The organism is Paracoccus zeaxanthinifaciens ATCC 21588, from assembly GCF_000420145.1.
GTDB lineage: Bacteria > Pseudomonadota > Alphaproteobacteria > Rhodobacterales > Rhodobacteraceae > Paracoccus > Paracoccus zeaxanthinifaciens.
Window position 1 is genome coordinate 1 of sequence record NZ_ATUJ01000006.1, and the last position, 17,132, is coordinate 17,132.

Consider the following 17,132-nt stretch of genomic DNA (forward strand, 5'->3'; position numbering starts at 1 on the left):
CCCTTGATGATCGGAATGTCGTCGCCCGGGAAGTCGTAGCTGGACAGCAGCTCGCGCACTTCCATCTCGACCAGTTCCAGCAGCTCTTCGTCATCCACCTGGTCGACCTTGTTCAGGTACACGACCATGTAGGGGATGCCGACCTGGCGGCCCAGCAGGATGTGCTCGCGCGTCTGCGGCATCGGGCCGTCGGCGGCGTTCACGACCAGGATCGCGCCGTCCATCTGCGCCGCACCCGTGATCATGTTCTTCACGTAGTCGGCGTGGCCCGGGCAGTCCACGTGCGCGTAGTGGCGCGTCTCGGACTCGTATTCCACGTGCGCCGTCGAGATCGTGATCCCGCGGGCCTTCTCTTCCGGCGCGCCGTCGATCTGGTCGTAGGCGCGGAAGTCGCCGAAGTACTTCGTGATCGCAGCCGTCAGCGTCGTCTTGCCGTGGTCAACGTGACCGATGGTCCCGATGTTGACGTGCGGTTTCGTCCGTTCAAACTTTGCCTTTGCCATGTGGGCCTCCTGGATACCGCGGGGCATGGCTGAAGGGCCCCGGATTTGACGTGCGCCGCGATGTATAAGGCGGCAGGGGAAAAATCAAGGGCACAGCGTCACGCAGACGTGCTAGTTTCGGCAGGCATTGCAGGCAGGGCACGCTGGAACCCGTGGCCCGCGCCTTTCGTTGCCGAACCAACGCCTTGCGCGGATCGCGCGCGGGGCCCTTTCACGGAAGACAGGGGAATTCGCATGAGCATGATGAAAAGCCTGGCCCGCGTCGCCGCGGGCGTGATGCTTGCCAAGGGAATCGGCGCGGTGATGAAGAACCGCCAGCAGGGTGGCGGCACGCATGGCGGCACTCAGGGCGGCGGTCTTCTGGGCGGCCTTCTGTCGGGCGGATCGGGCGGCGGCAGCCTGACGCAGATGCTGGGCAACCGCAGCGGCGGTCAGGGCAGCCTGGGCGGGCTGCTGGACAACCTGGGCGGTCGCGGCGGTGCAGCCGCGGGCGGGCTGGGCGCCGTTCTGGGCGGCCTGGTCGGCGGCTCGGCGACTGCGGGCCAGCTGGCGCAGAAGGATTCGCAGCCGAAGAACGACGCGACCTTCGGGTCGCTGTTCGACGACGCGATCTCTCATGACGCCGAACCCGAGGTGGCGCCGACCCCGGAACAGAACGCCGTCGCGGCGCTGATGCTGCGCGCGATGATCCAGGCCGCGAAATCCGACGGCCATGTCGACGACGCCGAGAAGCAGCGCCTGCTGGGCCATCTGGGCGACGATCTGGACGATGACGAACGCAACTTCATCCGCGAACAGATGTCGCGCCCCGTCGATGCGCAGGACCTTGCCCGCGACGTGCCGCAGGGCCTCGAGGCGCAGGTTTATCTGATGTCGCTTCTGGCCATCGATTTCGACAACGAGGCCGAGGCGCGTTACCTGAACGACCTTGCCGTCGCGATGGGTCTGGACCGCGGCACGGTGAACGACATCCACCGCGAGGCGGGGGTCATGCCGCTTTACAGCGCAGGCTGATCGCGAAAGCGTGAGGGCGGGGCTGCGCTGTTGCGCCGCACCGCCCTTCCTGCAAAGCTGACATGGCAAGCCGACAAACCGACAGGTTCCAAGGAGCACGCCATGACCAGAGCCTTCCTGACTGCCGCCTTCTGCCTTGCCGCCCTGCCGGTGGCCGCCCAGTCCGCCGACGATGCGGTCAAGGCGCGACAGGGCTTCTTCACCATGATCTCGACCGAGATGGGCACCCTGTCGGACATGGCACGCGGCAATACCGAATACGACGAGGCCGCAGCCGTCGCAGCAGCGCAGAACCTGATGGCGCTGACGGGTTACGACCTGCCCAAGCTGTTCGTTGATGGCAGTTCCGCCGACGATATCGACGGCACCGACGCCCTGCCCGCGATCTGGGACGACAAGGACGACTTCGCGCAGAAATACGCGGCGCTCGCCAGCGCGACCGAAGGCATGGACCAGGCCGTCGCGGGCGGTCAGGAAAACCTCGGGCCGGCGCTTCAGGCGGTGGGGGGCACCTGCCGCGACTGTCACCAAAGCTATCGCGCGGACTGATGGCCGCCGAGCAGGCACGCCGGGTCCGCGTCTGGGACCCGGCCCTTCGGGCATTCCACTGGTTGCTGGCCACGCTGGTCATCGCGAACTGGTTGCTGGGCAAGTTCGGCCCCGGCGTCATGACGATCCATTTCTGGCTGGGCTATGCCATCCTGGCGCTGCTGGCCTTCCGCGTGGTCTGGGGCTTCGTCGGGCCCGAACATGCGCGGTTTCGCAACTTCCTGCGCGGGCCGAGGGCGGTCATCTCCTATCTTCGGCACCTGCACGAACCGCGTCCCAGCCTGTGGCCGGGTCACAACCCGATGGGCGCGCTGTCGGTCGTCGCCATGCTGGGCGTGCTGCTGTGGCAGGTGGGCAGCGGCCTCGTGATCGACCCCGAGGATTTCGCGAACATCGGCCCGCTGGCCGATCTTGCGGGGCCCGACATCTCTCATGCGGCGGTGGGCTGGCACGATATCGGGGCGACGCTGGTGCTGGTCCTTGTGCTGCTGCACGTGGCCATCATCGCCTTCTATCGCCTCTGGAAGCACGAGGATCTTGTCCGTCCGATGATCACCGGCTGGAAATGGGTGCGTCGGACAGACAAATGATGCCGGAACCCCCGGCATCGCCCATCGTTGGCACCTGACATCACCGCAACATCGGAGAGAGCCATGTCAGGCAAGCCCTTCCGCCCCCCGTTCCGCGCCGGAGCGTTGCAGGACCCCCGCCTTCCCGAACCCGATTTCCCCGCGCAGAAGCAGCAGATGCCGGGCCTTGCGACCCGCATGGACCCCCTGCCCGATCATGGCGAAAAAAGCTATCGCGGGTCCGGGCGCATGGCGGGCAAGCGCTGCCTGGTGACCGGCGGCGACAGCGGAATCGGTGCGGCGGCCGCCATCGCCTTTGCCCGCGAGGGCGCGGATGTCGCCATCAACTATCTTCCCGAGGAACAGGAGGATGCCGACGCCATCGTCGCCGTGATCGAGGCCGAGGGCCGCAAGGCCGTGGCCATCCCGGGCGACATCCGGGACGAGGATTTCTGCAAGACCCTCGTGGCGCGCGCGGTCGAGGAACTGGGCGGGCTGGATGTCCTGGTCAACAATGCCGGTCGCCAGCAATATTGCGAGACCCTCGAAGAGCTGACGACCGAGGATTTCGACGCGACGATGAAGACGAACATCTACGCGCCCTTCTGGATCACCCGCGCGGCGGTGCCGCATATGGGCGAAGGCGGCTCGATCATCATCACCTCGTCCACGCAGGCATTCTCGCCCGCGGCGCATCTGTTCGACTATGCCCAGTCCAAGGCGGCGAACGTGGCCTTCGCGCAATCGCTGGCCAAGCAGCTGGCCCCGCGCGGCATCCGCGTGAACGCGGTCTGCCCCGGCCCCTACTGGACCGCGCTTCAGATCAGCGGCGGGCAGCCGACGGACAAGGCGGCGCAGCATGGCGCCAACCAGCCGCTTGGCCGTCCGGGGCAGCCGGTCGAGATCGCGCCGATCTACGTGCTCCTGGCATCGGACGAAGCGAGCTATATCACCGGCGAGTATTTCGGATCGGTCGGCGGCGGCGGGCTGTAAGCGACGCCACCCGCGGAAGCGACGAAGGGCGGGGATGACCCCGCCCTTTTGCTTATGCGAACTTGTTGTCGCGCGGGAAGCCGCGTGGCGCCATGCGGCCCACGCCCGCCCGCTTGCCGACCCATTCCGACAGGTCGCTTTCGGTCCGCGTCTTGCCCCCGCCCATCGGCCATGACAGCCCGTCGACAAGGTTCAGGGTGATCGCGTCGGTCAGTACCTCGTCCTTGAACAGGCCGCCGGGCTTCAGCTTCATCAGCCGCACGCCCTTGCCGCGCGCCATCTCGGGCAGTTCCGTCAACGGGAAGACCAGCATCCGGCGGGTGCCCGCGACGACGGCGACGTGATCGCCCGCCACGGGACGGCACAGCAGCGCGTCGCCGTTCAGCACCTGCTTGCCCGACTTCGTCTGCGCCAGGATGTCCGACGAATTGACGATGAACCCGTCCGCGGCCTTCGAGGCCACAAGATACTTCACCCCCTCGCGCCAGGGGAAGATCGCGATCACCTCGGCCTCGTTCGGCAGATCGACCATCAGGCGCAGGGGTTCGCCCATGCCGCGCCCGCCCGGCAGGTTGCTTGCGGGCAGCGTGTAGAACCGCCCGTTCGAGGCGAAGATCATCAGCTTGTCGGTCGTTTCGGCATGCAGCGCGAAGCCCGGCCCGTCGCCATCCTTGAACTTGACCTCGGCATCCAGCGGCTGGTGGCCCTTCATCGCGCGGATCCAGCCCATCTTCGACAGGATCACGGTCAACGGCTCGCGCTCGATCATGGCCTCGATGTCGATGACGGGGGTCTCGGCGGCCTCGGCGATCTCGGTCCGGCGCTGGCCCTCGGGGGTGGATTTCCCGAAGAGGTTGCGCACCTCCTTCAGCTGGGTGGCGATCTGCGCCCATTGCGCATCCTCGTCGGCCAGCATGGCCTGCAGGCCGTCGCGTTCCTTCAGCAGGGCGTCGCGTTCGGCGCGCAGCTCGATCTCTTCCAGCTTGCGCAGGGCGCGCAGGCGCATGTTCAGGATCGCCTCGACCTGGACCTCGGACAGGCCGAACTCGGCCATCATCACGGCCTTGGGCTCGTCCTCGTGGCGGATGATCTCGATCACGCGGTCGATGTTGAGATAGGCGACCAGGTAGCCTTCCAGCACCTCGAGCCGCGCGGCGATCTTGTCCAGCCGGAAATTCGCGCGGCGCAGCAGCACCTCGCGGCGGTGGTCGAGGAACGCGCGCAGCACCTCCTTGAGGCTGCAGACCTTGGGCACGCGGCCGTCGATCAGCACGTTCATGTTCAGGTTGAAGCGGATTTCCAGGTCGCTCGTCTTGAACAGCGCGGCCATCAGCTGTTCGGGATCGACGCTGCGGGTCTTGGGTTCCAGCAGGATGCGGATATCCTCGGCCGATTCGTCGCGCACATCGGCCAGGATCGGGATCTTGCGGGTCTGGATCAGTTCGGCCAGCCGCTCGATCAGCTTGGATTTCTGCACCTGGTAGGGGATCTCGGTGACGACGATCTGCCACTGCCCCCGGCCCAGATCCTCGACCGACCAGCGCGCGCGCAGGCGGAAGGCGCCGCGCCCCGTGCGATAGGTCTCGGCCATGCTCTCGGCGCTTTCGACGACGACGCCGCCGGTGGGGAAGTCCGGCCCCTTGAGCAGCGTCGCCAGCGTGTCGTCACGCGCGTCGGGCGACTTGATCAGATGCAGGCAGGCGTCGATCACCTCGTGCAGGTTGTGGGGCGGGATGTTCGTGGCCATGCCCACCGCGATGCCCGACGCGCCGTTCGCCAGCAGGTTCGGGAAGGCCGCGGGCAGCACCGCGGGCTCGGTCAGGGTGCCGTCGTAGTTCGGGCGGAAATCGACCGAATCCTCGGTCAGGCCGTCCATCAGCGCCTCGGAGGTGCCGGCAAGGCGGGCCTCGGTGTAACGCGCGGCGGCGGGGTTGTCGCCGTCGATATTGCCGAAGTTCCCCTGCCCGTCCACCAGCGGATAGCGCATGGCGAAATCCTGGGCCAGGCGGGCCATCGCGTCATAGATCGCGGCATCGCCATGGGGGTGATAATTGCCCATCACGTCGCCGGTGATCTTGGCCGATTTGCGGAACGCGCCCGTAGGCGACAGCCGCAATTCCCGCATCGCATAGAGGATGCGGCGATGCACCGGCTTCAGCCCGTCGCGGGCATCCGGCAGCGCGCGATGCATGATCGTGGACAGCGCATAGGTCAGATACCTTTCGCCGATCGCTCGGCTGAGGGGTTCGGACAGCGCGCCTTGCGCGGGATCGGGAAGCAGATCGTCAGACATGCCTTCTGGATAGGACGCGCCGTGCCGCCGGTCCAGATCGAAAAACGGCGGAACCGCCGCGCTGCCGTGGTGTTGGGCGGCGGGATCGGATAAGAATCGACCGACCGTGATCGCGCACCACGAGGGAGGCTGTCGGGAATGCTGAAGCTGGGTATGCTGGTGCTTGCCACCCTGCTGGCCATCTGGGCCGTCCTGTCGGGATATGGCGACGGCGATCTGCGCGCCGATCGACGGGCGCAGGATGTTCAGGAACGCAGTGCCGCGCAGGATGCCGGTGCCGCGGATCTGACCGCCACCGTCGCGCGCGATGCATCCGAGGGCGCCGAGGCGCTGACCCCCACCTCGCCCGAGGCCAACAGCAGCGCCGCCATCGTCGAGGCCGAGAGCCAGACCCCCGAGCAGGTCGAAGAGTTCCCCGGCCCCGCGCTGGAACCCTCGCCCGAATATGCGGGCCGCACCCCCGAGGCCGCACCCGCCCAGCCGCTTGGCGACGGGCAGCGGCTCTATGTCACCGGATCGCGCGTCAACATGCGGTCGGGCCCCGGCACCGGCAACCCGGTCGTGGCCGCCCTGACCGAAGGCACCCAGGTCGAGGCGATGGGCCCGACCGGCGGCACTTGGGTCGAGATCCGAACCGCGGGAGGGGATCGCGGCTTCATGGCCAACCAGTTCCTGTCGCCGGACGCCCCCTGATGCGGGTCCTGCTGACCGGAGCCTCGTCCGGGATCGGGCTGGATGCGGCGCGTTTCCTGACCGAACAAGGCATCGATGTCGTCGCGACCTGCCGCAAGGATGCCGATATCGCGGCCCGCCGCGCCGAGGGCATCGACTGCCTGCGGCTGGACCTGGACGACGAGAACAGCGTCGCCGCCTGCGTCGATCAGGTGCTGGCCGGCGGTCCGCTGGACGGGCTGGTCAACAATGCGGCCTTCGCCCTGCCCGGCGCGGTCGAGGACATGCCGCGCGGTGCCCTGCGCGCCATATTCGAGACCAACCTCTTTGGCACGCATGACCTGACCCGCCGCCTGATCCCGCATTTCCGCGAACGCAAGGCGGGGCGGATCGTCAATATCAGCTCGGTCCTCGGGCTTGTCGGCATCCCCTGGCGCGGGCCCTATGTCGCGACCAAGTTCGCGCTGGAAGGTCTGACCGACGTCCTGCGCCTGGAGATGGAGGGCACGGGCATCCATGTCGTCCTGATCGAGCCCGGCCCCATCACCAGCCGCATCCGCGAGAACGCGATCCCGCATTTCGAACGTTGGGTGGACTGGCAGTCCAGCGCCCGCGCCGACCAGTATCGCGACAGCCTGCTGAAGCGGCTCTACGAACCCTCGGGGCCGGACCGGTTCGAACTGCCCCCGCGCGAGGTGTCGAAGCGCATCCTGACCGCGCTGACGGCGGATCGCCCCGCCCCGCGCCAATATGTCACGACGCCCACGCGCATCTCGGGGGTGGCGCGGCGCGTTCTGCCGACGCGCGCACTGGACTGGTTCGCGCGGCGCGCTTAGGCTCTCGGACCGAAAGGCAGGGACATGGACGACAGGAACCTGATCATCATATCGCTCGTGGGCATCGGCATCGTCTTCGCGATCCTGATGACCGGCATCGGCGGCTTCGCCCGGGGCGGCGACTGGAACCGACGCAACGCCAACCGGATGATGCGCTGGCGCATCTATGCGCAGGCGGGTGTCATCGCGGCGCTGTTGGTCCTTGTCTGGCTGGGGTCGCGCTGATGGTCGTGCTGAACCGCATCTATACCCGCACGGGCGACAAGGGCGACACCGCGCTGTCCGATGGCAGCCGCGTTCCGAAATCCGATCCGCGGGTCGAGGCCTATGGCACCGTCGACGAACTGAACGCCACGCTGGGGCTTGCGCGCCTGCATGCGACGGGCGACCTGGCGGCGATGATCGCGGTGATCCAGAACGACCTGTTCGACCTTGGCGCGGACCTCTCGCGCCCGAACATGGACGCCGACGACCAGGCCGGATATCCCGTGCTGCGCGTCGTCACAGCCCAGACCGAACGCCTCGAATCCGAGATCGACGCGATGAACGCCCGCCTGCAACCGCTGCGCAGCTTCATCCTGCCCGGCGGGTCGGCGCTGGCGTCGCATCTGCACCTGTGCCGCACCGTCGCGCGTCGCGCCGAACGCCGCGCGACCGAGCTTGCGGCGGGCGGCGATGCCAACCCCGAGGCGCTGCGCTACCTCAACCGGTTGTCGGACTGGATGTTCGTCGCGGGGCGCATCGCCAATGACGACGGAGCTGCGGACATCCTGTGGGTTGCCGGCGCAAGCCGCTGAACCGATACCGCAAACGCTGCGTCCTGTGACGTTTTTGCCCTGTCATCGGGGGAAAGTGACGTCTAACACTTGTGCCACAAGACGCCGAAACAAAGGGAGAGAGGCCGATGAAGGTTCTCGTGCCAGTCAAGCGCGTGATCGACTACAACGTGAAGGCTCGGGTCAAGGCCGACGGGTCCGGAGTGGATCTTGCCAACGTCAAGATGTCGATGAACCCCTTCGACGAGATCGCGGTGGAGGAAGCGATCCGTCTGAAGGAAAAGGGCGTCGCGACCGAGATCGTGGCCGTCAGCATCGGGGTGAAGCAGGCGCAGGAAACCCTGCGGACCGCGCTGGCCATGGGCGCCGACCGCGCCGTGCTGGTCGTGGCTGCCGACGACGTGCACCAGGATATCGAGCCGCTGGCCGTCGCCAAGATCCTGAAGGCCGTCATCGACGAGGAGCAGCCCGGGCTGGTCATCGCCGGCAAGCAGGCGATCGACAACGACATGAACGCCACCGGCCAGATGCTGGCCGCGCTGCTGGGCTGGGGTCAGGCGACCTTCGCCAGCAAGCTGGAGATCGAGGGCGAGGCCGCGAAGGTCACGCGCGAGGTCGATGGCGGCCTGCAGACCATCGAGGTCAAGCTGCCCGCGATCGTCACCGCAGACCTGCGCCTGAACGAGCCGCGCTATGCGTCGCTGCCCAACATCATGAAGGCCAAGAAGAAGCCGCTGGACGAAAAGAGCGCCGCCGATCTGGGCGTCGATGTCACGCCGCGCCTGTCGGTCGTGAACACGCGCGAACCCGAGGGCCGCAAGGCGGGGATCAAGGTCGGCTCGGTCGACGAGCTGGTGTCGAAACTGAAAGAAGCGGGGGTGGTGTGATGGCTGTTCTGCTGCTGGCCGAAGTCACCAATGGTGAACTGAACCGCGACGCGACCGGCAAGGCCGTCGCCGCCGTCAAGTCGCTTGGCGACGTGACCGTGCTGTGTGCAGGCGCAAGCGCGCGCGATGCGGGCGCCGAGGCTGCCAAGATCGACGGCGTCGCCAAGGTGCTGGTCGCCGAGGATGCGCGCTATGGTCACCGCCTGGCGGAACCGGCCGCCGCGCTGCTGGTGGCGCTTGCGGGCGATTACGACCATATCGCGGCCCCCGCCACGACCGATGCCAAGAACATCATGCCCCGCATCGCGGCGCTGCTGGATGTCATGGTCATCTCGGACGTGTCCGCCGTGATCGACGCCGACACGTTCGAGCGTCCGGTCTATGCCGGCAACGCGATCCAGACGGTGAAATCCGCCGATCCCAAGAAGGTGCTGACCATCCGCACCGCCAGCTTCGACGCCGCCGGCGAAGGCGCGGGCGCATCGGTCGAGGATGCGGCACTGGCCGACGATCCGGCCCTGTCGTCCTGGGTCGCCGACGAGGTCGCCGAAAGCGACCGCCCCGAGCTGACCTCGGCCGGGCGCGTCGTCTCGGGCGGTCGCGGCGTCGGCTCGAAGGAGCAGTTCGAGATCATCGAGAAGCTGGCCGACAAGCTGGGCGCCGCCGTCGGCGCATCGCGCGCGGCGGTCGACTCGGGCTATGCCCCGAACGACTGGCAGGTGGGTCAGACCGGCAAGGTCGTCGCCCCCGATCTGTATGTCGCCGTCGGCATCTCGGGTGCGATCCAGCACCTTGCGGGGATGAAGGACAGCAAGGTCATCGTCGCGATCAACAAGGACGAGGAAGCGCCGATCTTCCAAGTTGCCGATTACGGCCTCGTGGGCGATCTGTTCGCAGTCGTTCCGGAACTGACCGACAAGCTCTGACCGCTTTTCGGACGAACGGTGAAACCGCCCCCGACCGGGGGCGGTTTTGCGTTGCGGCAACATGAAGCCCGCCCTATCGTCGCGGGCGCAAGGCGAAAGGTGGCACGAATGAACATCCAGACCGTAGGCGTGATCGGCGCAGGCCAGATGGGCAACGGGATCGCCCATGTCTTCGCCCTGTCGGGTTACGAGGTCCTGCTGAACGACATCAGCCAGGAGGCCCTGAACTCGGCCCTGTCGCAGATCGACAAGAACCTGGAACGCCAAGTCTCGCGGGAAAAGATCTCGGTCGAGGCGCGTGCGGCGGCGATGTCGCGGATCCGCACGACGATGAAGCTGGCCGATCTGGGCCAGACGGACCTGGTGATCGAGGCCGCCACCGAACGCGAAAGCGTCAAGCAGGCCATCTTCGAGGACCTGGTCCCGCACCTGAAGCCCGAGACGATCCTGACCTCGAACACCTCGTCGATCTCGATCACGCGCCTGGCCAGCCGCACCGATCGCCCCGAGAAGTTCATGGGCTTCCACTTCATGAACCCGGTCCCGATCATGCAGCTGGTCGAACTGATCCGCGGCATCGCCACCGACGAGCCGACCTACAAGTCGCTGCTGGCGGTCGTCGAATCGCTTGGCAAGACCGCTGCCAGCGCCGAGGATTTCCCCGCCTTCATCGTCAACCGCATCCTGATGCCGATGATCAACGAGGCCGTCTATACCCTGTACGAGGGGGTCGGTTCGGTCGACAGCATCGACAAGGCGATGAAGCTGGGCACGAACCATCCGATGGGTCCGCTGGAACTGGCCGACTTCATCGGCCTGGACACCTGCCTTGCGATCATGAACGTCCTGCATGACGGCTTGGCGGACACGAAGTACCGCCCCTGCCCGCTGCTGACCAAATATGTCGAGGCCGGGTGGCTGGGCCGCAAGACCGGGCGCGGCTTCTACGATTACCGGGGCGAGACGCCGGTCCCCACCCGCTGATGGCGGCGCGGGGCCGATGCGGCCCCGCCCCCGTCGCTTACGCGTCCTGCTTGGGACGGCGGCTTTCCATGAACTGATCGAACTCGGCCTTGTCCTTGGCCTCGCGCAGCCTTTCGAGGAAGCCCATGAATTCGGCATGCTCGTCCTCGAGGCGCTTCAGCGTCTGTTCGCGATAGGCGTCGAAGGCGCTGTTGCCGGTCGGCGATGCGACGTTGCGGGGGCTGCGGGTCGAGTGTTTGCTGCATCCGAACATGCGATTGCTCCAGATCATGTAGGTCAGAAGGGCAAGGCCCGCGGGCCAGAAAGCGATGAAGCCAAGGACCATCGCCGCGATCCATGCAAGGCGTCCCCTTGCATCCAGCCAGTCCCGCCCGCGGGCCAGGGCCTCGGCCAGCCGCGATTGCGACCTCGGGGCTGCGTGATGTGCCAAGGTGGCGGTTTCCATGTCGTCCTCCGATGTTAATGTTAATTACATTTACATAGATGGGAGGCCGAAGCCGGGGATCAAGATCCCGGCTGCCGATTTTTCACGAAGGGATCAGGCCAAGCCCGCGGAGATAGATGATCGCCCCGCTTTCCAGCATCTCGGAGGGGGCCACCGGGCTGCGGCCGCCGGGTTTCCCGCGAGAGAACAGCTCGACCACGCCGTGGCTCATGGCCCAGACGTGGTTCGCGACCATGCGGGCGGGCGGGCGGTTGCCCTCGGGCAGGCGCTGCGCCAAGGCGTCGGCCGCCGCGACCAGAACGCCCTGCGCGCGTTCGGATGCGGATGCCAGTTCGGCATTGCCCGCGATCGAGATCCCGCTTTCGAACATGGCCATGTAGAAGCCGGGCCGGTCCGAGGCGAAATCGAGATAGGCCTGCCCCATGCGCAGGAAGGCGGTCAGGGGCTGCGGGGCACCGCCGTCGAAGGCGCGTTCCAGCCGCAGGGCGAATTCCTCGAAGCCCTGGCGGGCGACCTCTTCCAGCAGGTCCTCGCGGTTCTTGAAATGGCGATAGGGGGCGGCGGCCGAGACGCCCGCGCGGCGCGCAGCCTCGGTCAGGGTGAATGCCTGCGGGCCCTGCGCCTCGACCAGCGCGGCGGTCGCATCGACCAGCGCCTGTCGCAGATTGCCGTGGTGATAGGTCTTGCGGTCGGCCAAGGCGCGGCCCTTACATGCCTTCGCCGAAATAATCCGCGACCAGTCGCGACAGGGCGTCCGACAGTTCCTGCGCCTGCGCGCCGGTGGTGGTCACGCGGATCTGGCTGCCGCGCGGCGCGGTCAGCATCAGCAGGCCCATGATGCTGTCGCCCGATACCGACATGCCGTCCTTCTCGACGGTGGCCTGCGCATCGAAGCTTTCGACCACGTCCACGAATTTCGCACTGGCCCGCGCATGCAGGCCCTTCACGTTGATGATCTCCAGGTCCTTGGTGACGGTTCCGCTCATCCCAGGTGACGCCTCGCGCTTCCGATCGCCGCCTCGGGGGGGACGTTGTAGCTGTTGATGTACTTGCGCCCGGCTTCCTTGGCGAAGGCCACCGCATCGCCGACGCGCAGGTGGCGCGACTTGGCCAGCTTCACCAGCATCGGCAGGTTCGCACCATAGAGGATGGTGCGGTCCTGAACCGCGCAGGCCGGCAGCGACAGGTTCGACGGCGATCCGCCGAACAGGTCGGTGACCAGCACCACCCCGTCGCCCAGATCGACCGCATCGGCCGCGGCCTTGATCTCGGCCGTCTTGGCCGCGCGGTCGTGATCATCCTCGATCGCGACGGCAGCGATGCCTTTCTGAGGCCCCACGACATGTTCGACCGCGGAAAGATATTCCCGGGCCAATCCGCCATGTGCCACGATGACAATTCCGATCAACGCGCCTCACCAGGTTCATGCATCGTCACTGCGCCTGCACCTTGTCCGGATCTGCCGCGCCGTTGGGCTGGGCATCCGATCCGCCGTGCAGCGTCGCCATACGACGCTCAAGCTCTCTGTGTCTTATTGACACCGGCCAGCCACCATCCGCAAGCGCAAGCGCCATCTTTTCCACCATTGTGACCGAACGATGTTTCCCCCCGGTGCATCCGAAACCCACGGAAAGATGGGATTTCCCCTCTTCCATGTGCGCGGGCAGCAGGAATTCCACCAATTCGCGAGTGCGGGCGAAGAACTCGGCGAATCGCGGATCGGCGGCGACATGATCCTGGACGGCCTGCTGCCGGCCATCCATCGGGCGCAACGCGGGTTCCCAGTGCGGGTTGGCCAGGAAGCGGCAGTCGAACATCAGGTCCAGCCCGCGCGGGACGCCACGCTTGTAGCTGAAGGAATGCAGCGACACGCTGAGCCGCACGGCGCTTGCGCCCCCGAACCAACGCGTCAGCTCGGCCTTGAGGTCGTGCGGCGACAGTTCCGAGGTATCGACCAGCACATCCGCACGGCTGCGGATCGGCCCCAGCAGATCGATCTCGGCCTCGACGCCCGCATTGGGCGAACTGTCCGGGCTGAGGGGGTGGCGCCTGCGGGTCTCGTTGTAGCGGCGCACAAGCACCTCGGGCGCCGAGTCGAGATAGAGCACCTCGATCGCGAAATCCGGCCGTCGCGTCAGCCGGTCGATCAGCTCGATCACGTTCGAGGCCGAGAAATCGCGATTGCGCACATCGAGGCCCAGGGCCAGAGGCTCGGGCCGCGCGGGGCCGTCCAGAAGGCGTGGAATCAGCGACAGCGGCAGGTTGTCGATGGCCTCGAAGCCCAGATCCTCGAGGACGTTGATCGCGGTGGACCTGCCCGCCCCGGACGGGCCGGTGACCAGCACCAGCCTCTGAATGTCGGTATCGCCCTGCTGCTCGGTCACGGGAACCCCCTTGGCGGGGGCATCAGTGAACCCTGCCCCCCAACATCAACTGCCGCAATGCAGCGTGAAGATGTGGCCGCCACGGCCCCGATACAAGCGAAACCGTCACCCCCATCCATTCGACCGAACCCGGTTGTGGCAGTCGTGCCGACGCAGCGGCCCCCAGGTCGCAGGCCCATGCCACGGGGACGGGGCCGTATTCGCGCGCGCCAAGGATGCCGATGCCGCGGGCCTCGATCCGCCCGGCCAGGGCCTGCGGGACGCTGGCGATCAGTGCATCCCCCTGCCGCGCAAGGTCGGTCCGGTCATCCGCGACCAGCACCGCCCCCGTGGCCATCAGCTCCAGCGCCAGGGTGCTCTTGCCCGCGCCGGACGGCCCGAGGATCACCAGCCCCCGCCCCTCGATGGCCACCGTCGTCGCGTGAAGCTGCACCCGAATCACCCCTGCCCGATTTCGCTGCCCGCAGATTGCACGATCCGCAGGTTGGACCGCCAGATCGGGGGCGAATCTGCCTTGTTGGCGATAACATTTACTGTTGCCGCTAACGGTTAGCGCTGCCCGGTTTCGCGCGATTCAACCGCTGCTATAGCCGATTGAAGGGGATCACCCCCTGCCACAGACCCGAACCCTCATACCGGAGCCAGAGGAACATGAGCACACGCGTTAACCCCAACTGCCGTCTTGAAGATCAGGGCATCGAGGGGCTGGGCCGGGTCTATTACAACCTGCTCGAACCCGCGCTGATGAACGAAGCCGTGACCCGCGGCGAAGGCCGCATCGGCCAGGGCGGCACCTTCCTCGTGACGACCGGCGCGCATACGGGCCGTTCGCCCAAGGACAAGTTCGTCGTCCGCACCCCCGCGGTCGAGGACACGATCTGGTGGGAAAACAACGCCCCCATGGCGCCCGACGCCTTCGACCGCCTGCATGCCGACATGCTGGCGCACATGAAGGGCCGCGACTACTTCGTGCAGGACCTGTTCGGCGGGGCCGATCCGGAACACCGCCTCGACGTGCGCGTCGTGACCGAGCTGGCCTGGCACGGGCTGTTCATCCGCCACCTGCTGCGCCGCCCCGCGGCCGAGGAACTGGCAGAGTTCACCCCCGAATTCACGATCATCAACTGCCCCGACTTCACCGCCGACCCCGAACGCCACGGCTGCCGCAGCGGGACGGTGATCGCGCTGAACCTCGACGCGAAGCTGATCCTGATCGGCGGCACCGCCTATGCCGGCGAGAACAAGAAGTCGGTCTTCACGCTGCTGAACTACCTGCTGCCCGACAAGGGCATCATGCCGATGCATTGCAGCGCCAACCACGCGCCGGGCAACCCCGACGACAGCGCGATCTTCTTCGGCCTGTCGGGCACCGGCAAGACGACGCTTTCGGCCGACCCCTCGCGGGTGCTGATCGGCGATGACGAACATGGCTGGTCCGACAACGGCATCTTCAACTTCGAGGGCGGCTGCTACGCCAAGACGATCAACCTGTCCGCACAGGCCGAACCCGAGATCTTCGCCACCACCTCGCGCTTCGGCACCGTGATCGAGAACATGATCTTCGACGAGGACACGCTGGAACTGGACTTCGAGGACAACTCGATCACCGACAACATGCGCTGCGCCTACCCGCTGGACGCGATCTCGAACGCATCGACGACCAGCCTCGGCGGCAGCCCGAAGAACGTGATCATGCTGACCTGCGATGCCTATGGCGTCCTGCCGCCGATCGCGCGCCTGACGCCCGCGCAGGCCATGTACCACTTCCTGTCGGGCTTCACCGCCAAGACCCCCGGCACCGAGGTCGGCGTGACCGAGCCGATCCCGACCTTCTCGACCTGCTTCGGCGCGCCCTTCATGCCCCGCCGCCCCGAGGTCTACGGCAAGCTGCTGGCCGACAAGATCGCGCAGGACGGCGCGAATTGCTGGCTGGTCAATACCGGCTGGACCGGCGGCGCCTTCGGAACCGGCTCCCGCATGCCCATCCGCGCCACCCGCGCGCTGCTGAGCGCGGCGCTGGACGGCAGCCTGAACGACGCGCAGTTCCGCCGCGACCCGAATTTCGGCTTCGACGTTCCGGTCAGCGTCGAGGGCGTGTCAGACGTGCTGCTGGACCCGCGCCGCACCTGGGACGACGGCGCGGCCTATGACCGCCAGGCGGCCAGGCTGGTCCAGATGTTCAGCGACAACTTCGCCCAGTATCTCGACGGCATCGACGAGGATGTGCGCGCAGCCGCCATCGGCTGATCGCGACGCCGCGAAACGGAAAGGGCCGCGTCATCGACGCGGCCCTTTCGCATGTCTTCGGCGGACCGCAGGTCCGCCGTCATCCGGATCACAGGCCGAGGCAATGCCGCATGATGGCCTTCTGCGCATGCAGACGGTTCTCGGCCTCGTCGAAGATCACGGAATGCGGCCCGTCCATCACCTCGCTCGTGGCCTCGTCGTCACGATGCGCGGGCAGGCAGTGCATGAACAGCGAATCCGGCTTGGCGCGCGACATCAGGTCGGAATTCACCTGGTACCCGCGCAGCTGGTTGTGCCGGCGTTCCTTGGCGGATTGGGGATCGTGCATGCTGACCCAGGTGTCGGTGACCACCAGGTCCGCGCCCTCGACCGCCTTGTAGGGGTCGCGCTCGATCGTGATCGGACGACCCATCGCGGCCGCATATTCCATCCACTCGGGTTCCGGGTCCAACGTCTTCGGACCAGTGAAGGTCAGGTCGAACCCGAACTGCCCCGCCGCATGGGCAAAGCTGGCGAAGACGTTGTTGCCGTCGCCCGACCAGACCACCTTGCGCCCCGCGATGGGGCCGCGATGTTCTTCGAAGGTCATGATGTCGGCCATGATCTGACAGGGATGGGTGCGGTTCGTCAGCCCGTTGATGACCGGCACCGTGGCGTGTTCCGCCATCTCCAGCAGGGTCGCTTCCTCGAAGGTGCGGATCATGATCAGATCGACATAGCGCGACAGCACGCGGGCCGTGTCCGCGATCGTCTCGCCATGGCCCAGCTGCATCTCGGACCCCGACAGCACCATCGTCTGCCCGCCCATCTGTCGCACGCCCACGTCGAAGCTGACGCGCGTCCGGGTCGAGGGCTTCTCGAAGATCAGCGCGACCATGCGACCGGCCAGAGGCTGATCGTCGTCGGGCATGCCCTTGGGTCGGTCGTTGCGGGCGATCTTCATGGCGCGGGCATTGTCGATGATGCCCCGCAGCTGATCGGCTTCGGTCTTATGGATATCGAGGAAATGCGTCATGGGTCTGTCTTTCAACGGGTTTCCGCCAGCAAGCCCCGC

General features: G+C 66.8%; 21 protein-coding genes. 12 read left to right on the plus strand and 9 right to left on the minus strand.

What is annotated here, in order from left to right:
• The coding region (locus tag F804_RS0107440; protein ID WP_022705684.1) for a GTP-binding protein at positions 1-503 on the minus strand (503 nt) is incomplete at its 3' end.
• A gap of 234 nt (positions 504-737) precedes the next feature.
• Here F804_RS0107440 and F804_RS0107445 point away from each other — a divergent pair.
• From F804_RS0107445 to F804_RS0107460, 4 genes are all read left to right on the plus strand, one after another.
• Positions 738-1,517 (plus strand): DUF533 domain-containing protein, encoded by a 780-nt coding sequence (locus F804_RS0107445; protein WP_022707122.1) that lies wholly within the window; start codon positions 738-740, stop codon positions 1,515-1,517.
• 102 nt (positions 1,518-1,619) lie between these two features.
• Positions 1,620-2,066 (plus strand): c-type cytochrome, encoded by a 447-nt coding sequence (locus tag F804_RS0107450; RefSeq protein ID WP_022707123.1) that lies wholly within the window; start codon positions 1,620-1,622, stop codon positions 2,064-2,066.
• Positions 2,066-2,656, plus strand: coding sequence for a cytochrome b/b6 domain-containing protein (locus F804_RS0107455; protein WP_022707124.1), 591 nt, complete (start codon positions 2,066-2,068; stop codon positions 2,654-2,656). Before F804_RS0107450 ends, F804_RS0107455 begins: the two co-directional genes overlap by 1 nt.
• A 63-nt stretch (positions 2,657-2,719) precedes the next feature.
• A complete protein-coding gene (locus tag F804_RS0107460; RefSeq protein ID WP_051142323.1) occupies positions 2,720-3,628 on the plus strand; it encodes an SDR family oxidoreductase in 909 nt (302 codons plus the stop codon).
• 52 nt (positions 3,629-3,680) lie between these two features.
• Here the strand turns inward: F804_RS0107460 and parC are convergent, their stop codons facing one another.
• Complete coding sequence (gene parC / locus F804_RS0107465; protein ID WP_022707126.1) at positions 3,681-5,921, minus strand: DNA topoisomerase IV subunit A; 2,241 nt, start codon at positions 5,919-5,921, stop codon at positions 3,681-3,683.
• A gap of 138 nt (positions 5,922-6,059) precedes the next feature.
• Between parC and F804_RS16905 the strand changes: the two genes are divergently transcribed.
• The 7 genes from F804_RS16905 to F804_RS0107500 all read left to right on the plus strand — a co-directional run bounded on the left by F804_RS16905 (position 6,060) and on the right by F804_RS0107500 (position 11,002).
• Positions 6,060-6,614: an SH3 domain-containing protein gene (locus F804_RS16905; protein WP_022707127.1), complete on the plus strand. Its 555-nt coding sequence runs from the start codon at positions 6,060-6,062 to the stop codon at positions 6,612-6,614.
• Positions 6,611-7,429 carry an SDR family NAD(P)-dependent oxidoreductase gene (locus F804_RS0107475; RefSeq protein WP_028725753.1) on the plus strand — a complete coding sequence of 273 codons (819 nt, stop codon included), beginning with the start codon at positions 6,611-6,613 and terminating at the stop codon, positions 7,427-7,429. Before F804_RS16905 ends, F804_RS0107475 begins: the two co-directional genes overlap by 4 nt.
• A gap of 24 nt (positions 7,430-7,453) precedes the next feature.
• Entirely contained in the window at positions 7,454-7,654 is a 201-nt protein-coding gene (locus F804_RS0107480; RefSeq protein WP_022707129.1) for a twin transmembrane helix small protein, read from the plus strand.
• Positions 7,654-8,226 (plus strand): cob(I)yrinic acid a,c-diamide adenosyltransferase, encoded by a 573-nt coding sequence (locus F804_RS0107485; RefSeq protein ID WP_022707130.1) that lies wholly within the window; start codon positions 7,654-7,656, stop codon positions 8,224-8,226. The genes F804_RS0107480 and F804_RS0107485 overlap by 1 nt, the downstream gene beginning before the upstream one ends.
• A 107-nt stretch (positions 8,227-8,333) precedes the next feature.
• A complete protein-coding gene (locus tag F804_RS0107490; protein WP_022707131.1) occupies positions 8,334-9,092 on the plus strand; it encodes an electron transfer flavoprotein subunit beta/FixA family protein in 759 nt (252 codons plus the stop codon).
• On the plus strand, positions 9,092-10,018 hold the full coding sequence (locus F804_RS0107495) for an electron transfer flavoprotein subunit alpha/FixB family protein (protein WP_022707132.1): 927 nt from the start codon (positions 9,092-9,094) through the stop codon (positions 10,016-10,018). Before F804_RS0107490 ends, F804_RS0107495 begins: the two co-directional genes overlap by 1 nt.
• 108 nt (positions 10,019-10,126) lie before the next feature.
• Positions 10,127-11,002, plus strand: coding sequence for a 3-hydroxybutyryl-CoA dehydrogenase (locus F804_RS0107500; protein WP_022707133.1), 876 nt, complete (start codon positions 10,127-10,129; stop codon positions 11,000-11,002).
• Between the two features lie 37 nt (positions 11,003-11,039).
• On the opposite strand, the gene F804_RS0107505 is transcribed toward F804_RS0107500, so the two are convergent.
• The 6 genes from F804_RS0107505 to F804_RS0107530 form a co-directional block, all read right to left on the minus strand.
• A complete protein-coding gene (locus F804_RS0107505) occupies positions 11,040-11,447 on the minus strand; it encodes a DUF2852 domain-containing protein (protein WP_051142324.1) in 408 nt (135 codons plus the stop codon).
• 82 nt (positions 11,448-11,529) lie between these two features.
• Positions 11,530-12,144 (minus strand): TetR/AcrR family transcriptional regulator, encoded by a 615-nt coding sequence (locus F804_RS0107510; RefSeq protein ID WP_022707134.1) that lies wholly within the window; start codon positions 12,142-12,144, stop codon positions 11,530-11,532.
• A gap of 10 nt (positions 12,145-12,154) precedes the next feature.
• Positions 12,155-12,433 (minus strand): HPr family phosphocarrier protein, encoded by a 279-nt coding sequence (locus F804_RS0107515; RefSeq protein WP_022707135.1) that lies wholly within the window; start codon positions 12,431-12,433, stop codon positions 12,155-12,157.
• Positions 12,430-12,855, minus strand: coding sequence for a PTS sugar transporter subunit IIA (locus F804_RS15945; RefSeq protein WP_022707136.1), 426 nt, complete (start codon positions 12,853-12,855; stop codon positions 12,430-12,432). The genes F804_RS0107515 and F804_RS15945 overlap by 4 nt, the downstream gene beginning before the upstream one ends.
• Positions 12,856-12,880: 25 nt before the next feature.
• Complete coding sequence (rapZ, locus tag F804_RS0107525; RefSeq protein ID WP_022707137.1) at positions 12,881-13,831, minus strand: RNase adapter RapZ; 951 nt, start codon at positions 13,829-13,831, stop codon at positions 12,881-12,883.
• A gap of 22 nt (positions 13,832-13,853) precedes the next feature.
• A complete protein-coding gene (locus F804_RS0107530) occupies positions 13,854-14,264 on the minus strand; it encodes an HPr kinase/phosphorylase (RefSeq protein WP_028725755.1) in 411 nt (136 codons plus the stop codon).
• 218 nt (positions 14,265-14,482) lie between these two features.
• Here F804_RS0107530 and F804_RS0107535 point away from each other — a divergent pair, with 218 nt between their 5' ends.
• Positions 14,483-16,078 (plus strand): phosphoenolpyruvate carboxykinase, encoded by a 1,596-nt coding sequence (locus F804_RS0107535; RefSeq protein ID WP_022707139.1) that lies wholly within the window; start codon positions 14,483-14,485, stop codon positions 16,076-16,078.
• A gap of 88 nt (positions 16,079-16,166) precedes the next feature.
• Here the strand turns inward: F804_RS0107535 and argF are convergent, their stop codons facing one another.
• Entirely contained in the window at positions 16,167-17,093 is a 927-nt protein-coding gene (argF, locus tag F804_RS0107540; RefSeq protein WP_022707140.1) for an ornithine carbamoyltransferase, read from the minus strand.
• Positions 17,094-17,132 lie beyond the last annotated feature (39 nt).